Below are 15,902 nucleotides of genomic sequence, written 5' to 3' on the forward strand. Positions count from 1 at the left end.
TTAACCAAATTTAAACCAAAATGAAAAATAGAATTACATTATTTATAGTAATGTTAAGTTGTTTTAATTTCTTTCTTTATTCACAAACAAAAGCGACTGGAAAAGAAGTAATGATACAAGGATTTCACTGGACAACAGACGTCTCTGCTACCAAATGGTATGAGGTAATTAAAAGCAACTCAACGGTTTTGCAAACTGCCGGTTTTGATGCCATCTGGTTGCCACCACCAAGTAAATCAACAGGCGGAATGGGGTATATACCTACAGTTTGGTATGATTTAAATAATGCTCAAGGGACACAAGCCCAATTGGTCTCTTTGATTGCTGACTTACATTCCAAAAACATTAAAGTAATTGCAGATATTGTTATTAATCATAGAGGGGGTACTCTAGGATGGTATGATTTTTCTACTCCATCTTGGAATACACCAACTGAAACTTGGTCTATTTGTAATAATTCTAATATTAGTGCCTCTGGACAAAAAGGAACAGGTGCTGCGGATTATGATCCTGTAGCTGCGGGTTTAAAATCAGCTGGTGAATCCGGTTCTTTTTCGGCTGCAAGAGATTTAGATCATTCCAATGCTTTGGTTCGTGATGGAATAAAAACATGGATGAATTGGTTGAAAACGGATATTGGTTTTGACGGTTGGCGTTATGATTTTGTTCACGGGTACGATGGAAAATACATCAAAGAATACAATGACGCAACAAATCCCTATTTTTCGGTTGGTGAAATATTAGAAGGAAATAGAGATAGAATTGTTAAATGGATTGATTATACCAAAGCAGGAACGACATCAGCTTCTTCAACGGCTTTTGATTTTGCAACCAAAAGCACATTGCAAAATGCATTCAATGATAATAATCTAAGTTATTTAAAAGACAGCAATGGAAAAGCATCTGGATTAATCGGAGTTTGGCCTGCAAATGCGGTAACTATGCTCGACAATCATGATACAGGTCCTGTGCCTTATGGTCAAGATCTTTGGATTTTTCCTGGAAGTCATGTTTTAAAAGGGTATGCTTATTTGTTAACGCATCCTGGAACACCAATGGTTTGGTGGCCCCATTATTTTAACTGGGGTATCAAAACTGAGATTGATGCAATGATTAAATTAAGAAAAGACAATCAATTGAGTTGTACTTCGGCTTTGAACATTGTTGCTGCTACCAACAATTTGTATGCTGCAATAATTGACAATAAAGTGGCTATGAAATTAGGCTCTGATAGTTGGACGCCAACAGGCACGGGATGGATACTTAAATTATCGGGAACCGGTTTTGCTGTTTGGGATAAATTAAGTCAAGTGGATGTGCCAAGTTTAACTATAGTGGATGCTGGCGGAACATACAATACGGGAACTACTATAAATGCAGTTTTGACTGCTAATTTAAGTACTTCAACAATTTATTATACCACAGACGGGACAGAGCCTACAACGGCATCGGCATCGGCTGTTGGTTCAAAGAGCTTAGCAATCACAACAAATACAACTTTGAAAGCATTTGTTAAAAATACAGTTAATGTTAGTTCTGCTGTAAAAACGGAGACTTATTCATTTACTACGCCAGTTGCTTTTACGGTGTATTTTAAGAAACCGTCTACTTGGAGTTCTTCAGTTAAAATATACTATTGGGGAACAACAGGTACAGCTACTACGGTGGTTTGGCCAGGAGTAGCTATGACTCAAGATTGTGGCGATTGGTATACTTTTACTTTTCCTTCTACAGTTAGTGCTTCCAATTTGATTTTTAATGATGGCACGTTAAAAACAGCGGATCTTACCGCAACTGCTGGAATAAAATATTACGATGCTGGTTGGTTGACTGCAGAGCCAGTGGGAAGATGTCCGATTGCTCCCGATTTGACAATTGCGCCAGCTGGAGGAAGTTTTACAACAGGAAACACCGTAAATGTTGTACTTACCGCCAATTCAACTACGTCAACAATTTTTTACACTACTGATGGAACTGAGCCTACAACCGCTTCGCTTTCCGCCGTTGGAACAAAATCTTTGGCTATAACTGCAAATACTACTTTGAAAGCATTTGTAAAAAATAGCACCAACGTGAGTTCTGCTGTAAAAACCGAAGTGTATAGTTTTAGCGCAGCGCCCGATTTGACTATTGCTCCCGCAGGAGGAAGTTTTACAACAGGAAACACCGTAAATGTTGTACTTACCGCCAATGCAACTACGTCAACAATTTTTTACACTACTGATGGAACTGAGCCTACAACCGCTTCGCTTTCCGCCGTTGGAACAAAATCTTTGGTTATAACTGCAAATACTACTTTGAAAGCATTTGTAAAAAATAGCACTAACGTGAGTTCTGCTGTAAAAACTGAAGTGTATAGTTTTAGCTCAGCTCCCGATTTGACTATTTCTCCCGCAGGAGGAAGTTTTACAACAGGAAACACCGTAAATGTTGTACTTACCGCCAATGCAACTACTTCAACAATTTATTACACTACTGATGGAACTGAACCTACAACCGCTTCGTCTTCCGCCGTTGGAACAAAATCTTTGGTTATAACTACAAATACTACTTTGAAAGCATTTGTAAAAAATAGCACCAACGTGAGTTCTGCCGTAAAAACCGAAGTGTATAGTTTTAGCGCAGCTCCCGATTTGACAATTACTCCCGCAGGAGGAAGTTTTACAACAGGGAATACTGTAAATGTTGTACTTACCGCCAATGCAACTACGTCAACAATTTATTATACTACCGATGGAACTGTGCCTACAACTGCTTCGCTTTCCGCCGTTGGAACAAAATCTTTGGCTATAACTACAAATACTACTTTGAAAGCATTTGTGAAAAATAGTACCAACGTGAGTTCTGCTGTAAAAACCGAAGTGTATAGTTTTATCTCAGCTCCCGATTTGACAATTACTCCCGCAGGAGGAAGTTTTACAACTGGGAATACTGTAAATGTTGTGCTTACCGCCAATGCAACTACGTCAACAATTTATTATACTACCGATGGAACTGTGCCGACTACAACATCAAGTTCAGCAGTTGGAACAAAATCTTTGGCTATAACTGCAAATACTACTTTGAAAGCATTTGTAAAAAATAGCAACAACGTGAGTTCTGCTGTAAAAACCGAAGTGTATAGTTTTAGCGCAGCGCCCGATTTGACTATTGCTCCCGCAGGAGGAAGTTTTACAACAGGAAATACCGTAAATGTTGTGCTTACCGCCAATGCAACTACGTCAACAATTTATTATACTACTGATGGAACTGTGCCGACTACAACTTCAAGTTCAGCAGTTGGAACAAAATCTTTGGTTATAACTGCAAATACTACTTTGAAAGCATTTGTAAAAAATAGCACCAACGTGAGTTCTACTGTAAAAACCGAAGTGTATAGTTTTAGCGCATCGCCCGATTTGACAATTGCGCCAGCTGGAGGAAGTTTTACAACAGGAAACACTGTAAATGTTGTACTTACCGCCAATGCAACTACGTCAACAATTTATTATACTACCGATGGAACTGTGCCGACTACAACTTCAAGTTCAGCAGTTGGAACAAAATCTTTGGCTATAACTGCAAATACTACTTTGAAAGCATTTGTAAAAAATAGCACCAACGTGAGTTCTACTGTAAAAACCGAAGTGTATAGTTTTAGCGCATCGCCCGATTTGACAATTGCGCCAGCTGGAGGAAGTTTTACAACAGGAAACACTGTAAATGTTGTACTTACCGCCAATGCAACTACGTCAACAATTTATTATACTACCGATGGAACTGTGCCGACTACAACTTCAAGTTCAGCAGTTGGAACAAAATCTTTGGCTATAACTGCAAATACTACTTTGAAAGCATTTGTAAAAAATAGCACCAACGTGAGTTCTGCTGTAAAAACCGAAGTGTATAGTTTTAGCGCATTGAAAACTGTTACAGTATATTTCAAACCTCCGTCTACTTGGTCTGTGACTCCAAAAGTGCATTATTGGAATGCTTTTCCACAAGGTAGTATAGACAGTAGTGTATGGCCAGGTGTTACCATGATTGCAGATAGTAATGGTTTTTATAAATATACAATTATTGGACCTACAACTGTTGATTTAATATTCAGCAATGGATTAACAGGTACAAATAATCAAACTACGGAGTTTCTAAATAAGGCTGATGGCTTTTCTTTTGTTTGGCAAGAATCACTCGGAGTTATAGATAATGAATATGCTCTAAATGATGTTGTTATTTTTCCAAATCCAGTGAGTCATATTCTTCAGATTAATTCTAATTCTCCTTCTATTTTTTACCAAATTATAGGGATTCAAGGAATTGTGATATTTGAAGGTATTCCCAATAATAACACCATCGAAGTCAGTAATTTAAAAGAAGGTGTTTATGTGGCAAAAATTAAACTTGAAAATGGTAAACAATATTATAAAAAGTTTATAAAAAAATAGAAAATTAAATTTTCATCCTAAAAAGAAAGGCTCAAACAGTAATTGGTTTGAGCCTTTTTTATATAAAGAGATATATTTCTAAATACTTCTAAAAATGTAATATATTAAAAAATTAATATCAGTTTTAAAATTCCATAGAACGATATTGCTTTTGTGAAATGTATTAAAGTCTGAATACTTTTAACAAAATTGAATGTTGTTTAATAGCTTAGATTTATTTCGAATTCTTATTCTCCCATTTCAATATTAAAAAGGATATTCAAAAGAATTTGTGAATAAGTTGAAAGGAGTTTTAAATCTAAAAAATAAAATGCTATTATAATGCTTCTACTTTTATTTCTTCATCATTCAACATGCTTTTTAACATGTTTTCAATTCCGCTTTTTAAAGTAAACGTAGATGAAGGACATCCATTACACGCGCCTTGCATAATTACTTTTACTGTTTTTGTTGTTTGGTCATACGAATCAAAAAGTATGTTTCCACCATCTGCGGCAACTGCTGGTTTTACATATTCTTCTAATATGTTGATGATTTTTTGAGAGGTTTCATCAAGAGAATCAAAGGATTCGTCTTTTGTTTTCTCGTCTTTTACAACAGCTTTAATTAAATTTTCATCCAATACAGTTCCGCCGTTTTCAATATATTGTTTAATGAAACTTCTTAACTCAAGTGTAATGTCTTGCCATTCGTTAATTTCGTACTTTGTAACCGAAATATAATTTTCATCTATAAAAATTTCTTTTACATAAGGAAATTTAAACAACTCTGTTGCCAATGGAGATGGAGTAGCTTGATCTATGTTTTTGAATTCTATTGCATTTTTTGTGAGCATTCTGCTAACGACAAATTTCAGAGCCGCTGGATTTGGAGTCGATTCTCCATAAACAGTAATGGGTTGTTTTTTTGTTTTGTTTTCTTCAACAGTTATAATAATACCACCTTTGTTAACATACGTTTCAATTTGTTCTGCTACTGCCTCTTTTACATCGTCCCATTCTACAATACTGAATCGTTCAATAGCAATGAAATTACCTGAAATATACACCGTTTTCACAAAAGGTAAATAAAATAATTGTTGAGCAAGTGGTGAAGCTTTTGCCTCATCTATATTTTTAAACTCAAAGCTTTCATTTTGAGTAATGAAATCAGGGAATTCAAATTTTATTATAGTTGGATTTTGAGTTTCTTTTATAGTAACTTTTGTCATGATTTTTGTTATTTTTTACAAATTTAGTAAAGTTATTTTCTATGATTAACTATATTTGGTAATTTAATGAACAAATTAACAAAAGTTCTATTTTCGTCATAAATTTTATAAAAACACCCCTTATAATGTATACTAAAATCAAGTTTATTGTTGTCCTCTTTTTTATCACTTTGAGTACTTTTTCCCAGGAGGGAATACCTGTGTATTCTGATTATTTATCGGATAATTATTATTTAATTTTTCCGTCTATGGCTGGAGCATCAAATTGTTCAAAACTTAGACTTACGGTAAGGGGACAATGGTTTGACCAATCAGATGCACCTGCCTTGCAAACTTTAAGTTATAATGGTAGAGTGGGAGAGCAGTCTGGAGTTGGAGCTATTATTTTTAATGATGTAAACGGATATCATTCACAATTTGGATTCAAGGCCACCTATGCGCATCATATAATGTTTTCTAGGGATGAAGTTGACCTGAATCAATTGTCATTTGGTATAAATGTAGGTGTTAATCAAAGTCAGTTGGATCAAACTAAGTTTACCGATCCTGATCCCGCTTTAGGTGGGGTTAGACAGGATTCCTATTTCAATTTGGATATAGGAGCATCTTATAATTATCTGGATTTTAGTTTACATGGAGTAGTGAAAAATGTTTTGGAAACAAGACAAAATATTTACAGCGAATATGAAAGTGACAATTTGAGAAAATTTATTGCTAGTGGAGGTTATATTTTTGGTAATGCCGATAAAGTATTATGGGAACCATCTGTATTGTATCAATATGTAGACAAAACGAAGGAAAGTTCAATTGATTTAAATTTAAAAGTATATAAAAAATTGGATATGGGTCAATTGTGGGGTGGATTGTCCTATAGAAGAAGTTTTGATGGAGCCGAATATTTGAATGGAACTGGAACTAATAGCCAGAAATTGCAGTATATTACTCCTGTTTTAGGTTTTAATTATAAAAGTTACATGTTTGCTTATACCTATACTCACTTATTAGGAGACATTCAATACGATACTGCAGGATTTCATCAACTTACTTTAGGAATCAACTTCTTATGTAAACCTAAAAAATACGATTGTAACTGTCCCGCCATTAATTAAAAGTAATAGAAAATGATAATAAAAGCAGTAAATGGAAAGTCTCCCAACATTCCGGAAGATTGTTATGTTGCAGAGAATGCTACTATAGTTGGGGATGTTACTTTTGGATCTCAATGTAGTGTTTGGTTTAATGCAGTATTACGAGGAGATGTTCATTATATAACAATAGGAAACAAAGTAAATATTCAAGATGGTGCCATTGTACATTGTACGTATCAAAAGCACCCAACAATTATTGGGAACAATGTATCTATAGGACACAATGCTATTGTTCATGGCTGTACGATTCATGACAATGTGTTAATAGGAATGGGAGCAATTGTTATGGATAATTGTATAGTCGAAAGTAATTCTATAGTTGCTGCAGGTGCAGTAGTGACTCAAAATACTGTAATCGAATCAGGAACTATATGGGCAGGTGTTCCTGCCAAGAAAGTAAAAGATATAGACCAGTCCAATTTTGCAGGTGAAATTGAACGTATATCCAATAATTATGTAATGTATTCTAGCTGGTTTAAGGAGGAATGATTTAAGATTGTACATTTTGATTGTACATTTAGGATTTCGTGTTGGTAATAGAAAGTTGCTAGCTTTTTCTCGAAATTAAACATCTGAAATGTTTTGTCAGTTTGCTTTTTTTCGAGTCAGGTTTTTGTATTGCAAATATAAAATAGTCGATTTTAAAGATTTTGCACATCAGAAATCAATCCCGATAACTATCAGGACCTTAATCAATAATCAGCAATCAAATTTATAATTTCATCCTTAATCATAATAACATTTTGCTATCACTCGGGTTTAAAAACGTTAATCTACATTCAAAAATCCTTCTCTTGAACTTTATATTGATTCTCTAAAATTTCATTTAAGACTTTTGGGTTTGTATTGGTATAAAAAAAAGGTGTGCTATTTTTTTTCGATGTAAAACCTACAATATCTCTAAGAATATTTTGGGTTTGTTTAGCAACGGCTTCTCCAGAATCAATAATGTGAATATGTTCTGGAATCATTTTTTTTATTTGTGGAATCAAATAAGGATAATGACTGCAGCCCAGCACAAGATAATCAATATTAGCTTCAATCATTGGAGTGAGATAAGACTGCAATAATTTCGTCATTTCAGGCGAATTAATGTCTCCATTCTCTATCAGCTGTACCAAACCATGGCCAATTTGCTCGATGATTTTGATGTCTTGATATTTCTCGGTCGTTTTGTTAAAAAGTTCACTGTTTAAGGTCCCTTTCGTAGCAAGGATTCCAATTGTTTGTGTTTTTGAATGAGTAGCTGCTGGTTTAATAGCTGGTTCTATTCCAATAAATGGAATATTGTATTTGGCTCTTAATTCCTGTATAGCATTTGTTGTTGCGGTATTGCAGGCTACTACTATGAGTTTACAACCCATTTGTATTAACAAATCGGCATTTTTCATGCTCAAAGATATGATCTCTGCTTTTGATTTTTGGCCATAAGGTGCATTCTTACTGTCTGCCAGATAAATGGTTTGTTCGTTTGGCAATAAATCATGTATGGCTTTCCAGATGGAGGTCCCACCTATTCCAGAGTCAAAAATGCCTATTGGACTATCGTTTGTCATATTAAATAAATTAAAACTACAGTTTAAATATACTATATTTTATAGTGTAAAAAAAAACTGCTCAATCCAAATATTTTGGAAGAGCAGTCTAGAATTGTTTTTATTTGGATTAAAATCCTAAATCTTTTTTTACATCAATAGTAATGTTTGTACCGTCAGCCAATAACAGAGTTGATCCATCAAGAACATATTGGAATCCTTTAGCTTTACCAACTTTTTGAATAGAAGCTCTTACTTTTTCCATAATTGGTTTTACAATTTCAGATTCTTTTGCTTGTAATTCTTTTTGAGCATTGTCTCTGTAATCAGTAATTCTTTTTTGCATATCTTGAACTTCTTTAGAACGATCTTGATTTATAGCTTCTGTTACAGTAGCAGATTCATCACCGTACTTTTTCAATTTTGCTTGATATTCTTCAACCATCTTTTTATATTCAGCATCATAAGTTCCGCTCAATTTTTCCAATTGTTTTTGAGCTTCAAGCATTGCTGGCATTTTTGTCATTATTTCGCTTACATCAACATGTGCTACTTTAGTTTGAGCTGTTGAAATTTGAGTAGCTCCTATAAATAGTAATCCAGCAATTAGTAAAGTTTTGAATTGTTTCATCGTTTTTAAATATTAAATAATTAGAATTTGTTTAGTTGTTTACTTTTGTTTTTTATTAATTTGCTTTTTTCAAAGCCTCTCTTTCTTGAAGTTCTTTTAATCTTTTTTCTTCAGCTGCTTTTTTGGTAGCTTCTCGTTCCTCAAGTATTTTTTTTCTCTTTTCTTCTAGTGCTTTTTTGCGTTCTTCTTGAACATTTGGCTTAGCTGTTTCATTTGTAGGTTTTGCTACTTCTCCACTTGATTTGGTTGTTACACCAGGATTAGTTGCAGTTTCTGTTGTAGCCGGTAAAACCGTTCCATTCTTTTTGGCTTCTCTTTCTGCCAATAATTGTTTCCTTTTTTCTTCGTATTTTCTTTTAGTTTCTTCTTGAGCTAGTTTTTTATCTTCAACTAATTTTTCTCTAGCTGCTTTTTTATCCAATAATGCTTTTTCTCTTTCGGCTAGAACTGGATTTTCATCTATTGCGTCTTCCTTGTTCTCTTTAGCTTCTTCTTCTTTTTGTTGCTTCTTGGTTAATTGTTCTCTTTTTTCAGTTCTATTTAATACTCGAATTACTTGATCACTTATGTCAAACCTTTTTGCGGCAAAAAGAATAGTTAAATGAGATGATTTGTCAAAAATAAAATCATATTTTTTTGCTTCTGCTATATCTTGTACTGCAGTAAAAATTTGATCCTGAATTGGTTTTACCAATCCTGATTTTTGTATAATTAAATCACCATTTGGACCAAATCTTTTTTGTTGGTAATCTAATTTTTCAGACTCTAAAAATTTTATTTCTGTTTCTCTATCTTCTATTAATTCGGCTGTCAATAATGGCTTCTCTGCTTTTAAAGCTTCAGTCAGTTTATTTATATCTAATTTCTTAGTCTCAATTTCTTGTTTCCATTTTTGAGCTTTTAGCTCCAATTGAGCTTTTGCTTCGATATAATCAGGTACATTTTGTAATATGTATTCCATATCAATGTAACCTACCTTATTTCCTTTGGTTTGAGCGTTTATGGTTATACCAATAAAAAACGATAAAATTATAAATAAATATTCTTTTCTCATAATTTTTAATTTTAGAAATTTCAAACCAATTTTAATTAGAATTGTTGTCCTATAATAAAATGTGTTTGCCATCCACTTGGTTGTATTGCTCCTGGTACAGCATCAAAACCATAACCAAAATCAATTCCTAATAATCCAAATGCTGGCATAAACACCCTAAGACCAACCCCTGTTGAACGAGCCAAATTAAAAGGTTGATAATCGGACAGTGATTCATATGATTGCCCTGCTTCAGCAAAAGCTAAAGCATAAATAGATGCAGAAGCTTTTAATGTTATAGGATAACGTAATTCTAATGAGAATTTATTGTAAATTGTTGCTCCAAATGCTTCTCCAGTTGAACTTGCTGGTGTCAAAGCCCCATTTTCATATCCTCTCAATTGAATATTTTGTCTTCCATCAATAGAACCTCCAGCCATTCCATCTCCTCCCAAATAGAATCTTTCAAAAGGTATAACACCACGATCTTGATTGTAAGCTCCTAAGAAACCAAATTGCATTAAAGTACGTAAGACTAATTTTTTGTATAAGGTTGTAAACCAGTCTGCATTAACTTGTACTTTGTAATATTCCAACCATTTGAACTTTTCTTGGTCTACTTTTGCTGGATCGGCAACACCATCTTGGTAATTATCTACTTTATTAGATACGTAAGATGAACTCGGATATTTGTCAAGATAATCGCCTGCATTTACAACTCTATCATTGTTGTCAACATAAGATTGACCTGTCCATTTGTATTTGTATTTTTCTTCTTGTCCTAATTTAGTATAATCGACTCCATTGAATGCTGAATATGGTAGTGTAAATTCACCTGTTACTCCGAATTCTGCTCCATAGGTTGGAAAGATAGGATTAAAACCTTTGCTATTTCGAGTTAAACCTATAGTATATGATAAGTTACTTGAAGATCCATTTGCAAAAGTAAATAAACCAACGTTATAATTGTGTAAGTCGTATTGTTGAAAACTAATTGACTGAGATAATGTAAAATAATCATCTGGTACTGTCAATCTTTTTGCCATTCCAACAGATAAAGCGGTAATGTTTATGTATCTTGATTTGTCAACTCTTTGGGTTTGAAAATTTGAATTGTATTGTTGGCTAAAAGAAAATGAGCTACTAAACTGTATTGGTCTTTTTCCTCCAAACCAAGGTTCAGAAAATGATAAACTGTATGTTTTAAAATACGAACTAGCTTGCAAACGTAAGGCTACTTTTTGACCATCTCCCATTGGAAGAGGATGATATGCCTCCTTGTTGAATATGTTTCTTACAGAGAAGTTATTAAATGAAAGTCCTAAAGTCCCCACAAAACCTCCGCCACCATAACCTCCTTGAAGTTCTATTTGACTAGCACCTTTTTCTACTACATTGTATTCGATGTCTACAGTTCCCGCTCCTGAATCAACATTTTTGAATTTTGGTTCTATTTTTTCTGGATCAAAAAATCCTAATTGCCCAATTTCTCTAATGGTTCTTACAAGTTCTCCTTTGTTGTATTTGTCACCAGGATGAGTTCTTAATTCTCTATAGATAACTTCATCATTGGTTTTGTCATTTCCAACAACTGTGATTTTATTGAAATAAGCTATTGGACCCTCTGTAATACGAATTTCAAAATCAATTGTATTTTCAGTTGTTTTTGTTTCTACAGCATTAATATTCGAAAACAAATATCCGTTATTTTGATACAAATTGGTAATGTCTTCACCATCTGGTTTTGATTTGTCGGCAATTCTTTCTTGCAATAAAACTCCATTATATACATCCCCTGTTCTAAGACCAAGCATACTGCTTAACCCTTCGTCAGAATATACCGTGTTTCCTATGAATTTTATAGTTCCAAATTTATATTTAAGTCCTTCTTCTACTTTAATTTTTATATAGATTCCATTTTTTTCTTTATTATAAACAACAGAATCGTTTTTTATGCGCGCGTCACGGTATCCAATTTTCTTGTAATCGTTTACAATCTTTTCTAAATCTTCTTGGTATTTGTCTTCAATGTATTTTGATCTCTTCAAAAAGTTAAGGGAGTTTCTAACCTTTGTGTTCTTCATAGAACTCAATAGTTTGCTACTACTGATTTCTTTGTTTCCTTCAAAATCAATAGCAAATATTTTGACTTTATCGCCTATATCTACTTTTACAAGCATATTTACTTGATTGGAAGTAAGGGTGTCTTTTGTAGTGGTAATGTATGCTTTTGCATTAAAAAAGCCATCTTTCTTGTATTTTTTTTCGATATAGTTTTTTGTAGTAGTAATTAAATTTTCAGTTACTATTTTCCCATTAGTTAAGCCATTGTCTTTGATGTATGTCTCTGCTTTACTTTTGGAAACACCCACAAATTTAACTTGATTAATTTTTGGTAATTCTATTATATTCAAATCAAGATATATGCTATCTTTTTCTATACGATTAATATAAAATGAGATTTCATCAAATAAACCAAGTTTTCCTAATTTTTTTATTGAGCCACTAATTTGTTCTCCAGGAATTGTAATTTCTTGCCCTTTTTCTAATCCAGCGAAAGTAACTACAGTTTGGGGGTTAAAACTTATATCGCCAACAATTTTAACATCAGCTAGGATGTATTTTTTGCCTTGATCAAATGGTACTCTATCTTGCGCTTTTATTTGAGTAAAGGTTCCTAAAATTAAAATGGTAAGGACTAGTTTTATGCTTTTATGTAACACTAAAAATTTATTTAATTTGTTCACTTGTTTTTCCAAATCGACGTTCTCTTTTTTGATAACTAACAATAGCCTCATGTAAATCTTGTTCTTTAAAGTCTGGCCATAGTACATCTGTAAAATATAATTCTGCGTATGCAATTTGCCATAACAAAAAATTACTTATTCTATGTTCTCCACTAGTTCTTATTAATAAATCAACATCTGGTAGATTATGTGTGTAAAGATGCTCATTTATAATTGAATCGTCAATACTGTCTATTGAAATTATATTATTTTTAACTTTCTCGCTTATTATTTTCACAACATTTACCAATTCTTCTCTAGATCCGTAGCTTAAGGCCAGAGTTAATGTCATTTTCGTATTCTCTTTAGTTTTGTTTATCACATCATTTAATTGAATTTGTGCGTTTTTTGGTAGTTTGTCAATATTACCAATTGCATTCATTTTGATGTTTCCGTCTTGCATTGTTTTGAGTTCTTTCTTTAAGGAATTGATCAAAACTCTCATTAGAGTGTCTACTTCCAGCTTTGGTCTGTTCCAGTTTTCTGTGGAGAAAGCATAAAGTGTTAGGTATTCTACACCTAAATCTAGACATTCTTGTATAATTATTTTGACAGATTTAGATCCACTCTCATGTCCTAGGGTTCTAAGGAATCCTTTTTGTTTTGCCCAACGCCCATTCCCATCCATAATAATGGCAAGGTGTTTGGGTATGTTTCCAGTGTTTATTTCGTTTTTTAATATCATTTTATTCGCTACAGTAACATGGTTTTTCTCCAAATGTATAAGTCAAAGTAACTCCTGAGAAAACATACCAATCATTATTATTTATGTTGCCAAATTTAGGTAAAGAATTGTCACTCGGATTACTGCCGTCTAGATTGTCAGTAAAAGAATAATTGGCTCTAACTTCTGCTGCTAAAATAAAATTTTCAGAAATATTTGATTTTAATCCTAAAGCCATTGGAATTGCTATAGATGTAGAATTACCGTTTGATTTTATTATATTTGAGTTTAAGTACTTTCCATCAAAATAAATAAAATTCAAACCGGAATAAACATAAGGAGTTATTTTGTTTTTGTATTCATGTAGGTTAAAATCAAAAAAATTGAATTCTAATCCTGCTGATAGTTCTTTCAAATTGTTTGTAAAACGATACCCTCTATTTTGTCTGCCTTGCTCTTTTGAGTCTTTGTCATCTCCCGAAATTTTAGATTGTGTATATGAAAATCTATACGAATGCCTTGGGCTTTTATTCCATTTGTAAAGTATTCCAAATGCAGGTTCGTTTGGCTTAATGTAAGTTGTAGTTCCAATATCTCCTATAAAATTGCTTCCGCCCAAAAATACACCTATTTCATGTATTTGTGCATGAGTAGCAGTTAGGGTAAATAAACTTAAAAATAAACTTAAAAATTTCAACATAAATTTAAAATTGGTTGCAAATATAATAATTATCAATAGTTTTCAATACGCTAATTGTTAATAGCGCTCTTTTTTAAAGTATGTTACTTTAAATATTTGGTTAAACTCTTGATATTAAACGAAAAAATGAAACGTTATCGTATAAAATATATAAATAAAGCTTAATTTCTTCGGTCTTCACCCCAAAGTAATTTTGTTCTTAATGTTTTTAAAAACGTTTCTTCGGGAATTTCAACCATATTAATTTCAAAAGAAGTTTTTTTAATGGTTAATATCGAATCGTTTTTGACAGTTGTGATTCTAGAGTCCAAGGAAACTAAATATTGTTCTTCTCTCCCTGAAACTTTTAGTCTAATTTCAGTTCCATCCGGAACAACTAATGGCCTTGCATTTAGGTTATGTGGCGCTATTGGTGTAATGACTAAACTTTTTACATCTGGTGTCAATATTGGCCCGCCACAACTCAAAGAATATCCTGTAGATCCTGTAGGTGTTGCAATTATTAATCCGTCTGCCCAATATGAATTTAAAAACTCATCGTTCAAATAGGTATCTATGGTTATCATAGAAGTGGTGTCTTTTCTACTTACAGAAATTTCATTCATTGCAAAATCGAGTTCTTCGATAGCTTCATTATCTGGAGAGCATTTTAAACTCAACAAAGTTCTTTTAGAAATAGTATATTTTTTATCGATTACAAATTGCATAAATGCGGCAATATTTTCTTTTTGAACGGTGGCAAGAAAACCCAATCTTCCAGCATTTATGCCTAAAAGTGGGACGCCCGTATTACGGACCAATGTTACAGCTCTCAATATGGTGCCGTCTCCTCCAATACTTATCAACATGTCAAAACTACTATCCAATTCGGAATGAGTTGAAAAAGTTTTATATTCTTTTTTTACAATGTTTTTATCGTAAAGCATTTTCAAAAAATTGGATTCAATTACCATTTCTACATTATTAGTGTTGAAAAACACAAAAATGTCTTTTATGATTGGTTCTGTGCTTACTAGATAATATTGACCGTAAATGGCTACTTTCATAATGTTGGCTGCTCTTTAATTTTTTGAATTACATATTCATGTATTTATCCAAATAATCGGATCTTTCTTTTAAGTTGTTAATGTAATTGTCTTCATAATGCTCTGACAATATTTCGTAATTATATCTCCTAAAGGTTTGTATAATGTCATTGATAGAGCCTAAATTGATTTTGATGGTTACTTGAACTGTGTTTATGTCGGAATCTGAAATAAAAAGACCTAATAGCTTTCCGTTATTGCTTTCTACTATTTGAGTAATTTGACTCATCGAATAATCAATAATGTTTTTCTTAACTACTATTATTGCGCCTTGTTCTTTTAAAAAAGGGGTTTCATGAAAAAACTTAATGATATCCTCTATTTCATAATACCCAATATATTTGTTGTTTTCGTCTAAAACAGGAACCAAATTGGTGTGGTTTTTAGCAAATACCTCTAACACATCTAGCCAAATCATATTGGATCTGGCGAAAAAATGATCTAGTGTATATTTATAATCGGTTACTTTTTTGTCTGTGTCAAAAGTTTCAATGTCATCCGCAGCTATACTACCGATGAAAATTTCTTCTTCTATTATTGGAAAATGAGAAAAATTTAAATCATCAAAAAAATCTTGTACAACACCAATGATTTCTTGGCTGTTAATCGCTTTGTAATCGTTTGTAATGTAATTTTTAATATCTGTCATAAAATGTATCCTCAATATTTGATGCAAAATAATC

At 32.8% G+C, this 15,902-nt stretch carries 12 protein-coding genes; 3 read left to right on the top strand and 9 right to left on the bottom strand.

What is annotated here, in order from left to right; all coding sequences use genetic code 11:
- Window positions 1-20: 20 nt before the first annotated feature.
- Window positions 21-4,427 carry a chitobiase/beta-hexosaminidase C-terminal domain-containing protein gene (locus tag AC8GF4_RS01895; protein WP_506592245.1) on the top strand — a complete coding sequence of 1,469 codons (4,407 nt, stop codon included), beginning with the start codon at window positions 21-23 and terminating at the stop codon, window positions 4,425-4,427.
- A gap of 316 nt (window positions 4,428-4,743) precedes the next feature.
- On the opposite strand, the gene AC8GF4_RS01900 is transcribed toward AC8GF4_RS01895, so the two are convergent.
- Window positions 4,744-5,637 (bottom strand): NifU family protein, encoded by an 894-nt coding sequence (locus AC8GF4_RS01900; RefSeq protein WP_506592247.1) that lies wholly within the window; start codon window positions 5,635-5,637, stop codon window positions 4,744-4,746.
- 125 nt (window positions 5,638-5,762) lie between these two features.
- On the opposite strand from AC8GF4_RS01900, the gene AC8GF4_RS01905 reads away from it, so the two are divergent.
- On the top strand, window positions 5,763-6,746 hold the full coding sequence (locus AC8GF4_RS01905) for a PorP/SprF family type IX secretion system membrane protein (protein ID WP_506592249.1): 984 nt from the start codon (window positions 5,763-5,765) through the stop codon (window positions 6,744-6,746).
- Between the two features lie 12 nt (window positions 6,747-6,758).
- Entirely contained in the window at window positions 6,759-7,274 is a 516-nt protein-coding gene (locus AC8GF4_RS01910; RefSeq protein WP_506592251.1) for a gamma carbonic anhydrase family protein, read from the top strand.
- Window positions 7,275-7,564: 290 nt separating this feature from the next.
- On the opposite strand, the gene murI is transcribed toward AC8GF4_RS01910, so the two are convergent.
- The 8 genes from murI to AC8GF4_RS01950 form a co-directional block, all read right to left on the bottom strand.
- The gene (gene murI / locus AC8GF4_RS01915) at window positions 7,565-8,341 is read right to left on the bottom strand and encodes a glutamate racemase (RefSeq protein ID WP_506592253.1); all 777 of its coding nucleotides are present in this window, start codon (window positions 8,339-8,341) and stop codon (window positions 7,565-7,567) included.
- Window positions 8,342-8,450: 109 nt separating this feature from the next.
- A complete protein-coding gene (locus AC8GF4_RS01920; protein ID WP_506592255.1) occupies window positions 8,451-8,951 on the bottom strand; it encodes an OmpH/Skp family outer membrane protein in 501 nt (166 codons plus the stop codon).
- 55 nt (window positions 8,952-9,006) lie between these two features.
- Window positions 9,007-10,005: an OmpH/Skp family outer membrane protein gene (locus tag AC8GF4_RS01925; protein WP_506592257.1), complete on the bottom strand. Its 999-nt coding sequence runs from the start codon at window positions 10,003-10,005 to the stop codon at window positions 9,007-9,009.
- A gap of 35 nt (window positions 10,006-10,040) precedes the next feature.
- On the bottom strand, window positions 10,041-12,782 hold the full coding sequence (locus AC8GF4_RS01930; protein WP_506592259.1) for a BamA/OMP85 family outer membrane protein: 2,742 nt from the start codon (window positions 12,780-12,782) through the stop codon (window positions 10,041-10,043).
- Entirely contained in the window at window positions 12,715-13,455 is a 741-nt protein-coding gene (gene uppS / locus AC8GF4_RS01935; protein ID WP_506592261.1) for an undecaprenyl pyrophosphate synthase, read from the bottom strand. Before uppS ends, AC8GF4_RS01930 begins: the two co-directional genes overlap by 68 nt.
- A gap of 1 nt (window position 13,456) precedes the next feature.
- Entirely contained in the window at window positions 13,457-14,134 is a 678-nt protein-coding gene (porG, locus tag AC8GF4_RS01940; RefSeq protein WP_506592263.1) for a type IX secretion system protein PorG, read from the bottom strand.
- 161 nt (window positions 14,135-14,295) lie between these two features.
- Window positions 14,296-15,180, bottom strand: a complete 885-nt coding sequence (locus AC8GF4_RS01945; RefSeq protein ID WP_506592265.1) for an NAD kinase — start codon at window positions 15,178-15,180, stop codon at window positions 14,296-14,298.
- A 28-nt stretch (window positions 15,181-15,208) separates the two neighbouring features.
- Window positions 15,209-15,868 (bottom strand): CBS domain-containing protein, encoded by a 660-nt coding sequence (locus tag AC8GF4_RS01950; protein WP_506592267.1) that lies wholly within the window; start codon window positions 15,866-15,868, stop codon window positions 15,209-15,211.
- Window positions 15,869-15,902: the final 34 nt, after the last annotated feature.

The sequence above is a fragment of the Flavobacterium rarum (SeqCode) genome, from assembly GCF_965234445.1.
GTDB classification, from domain to species: domain Bacteria; phylum Bacteroidota; class Bacteroidia; order Flavobacteriales; family Flavobacteriaceae; genus Flavobacterium; species Flavobacterium rarum.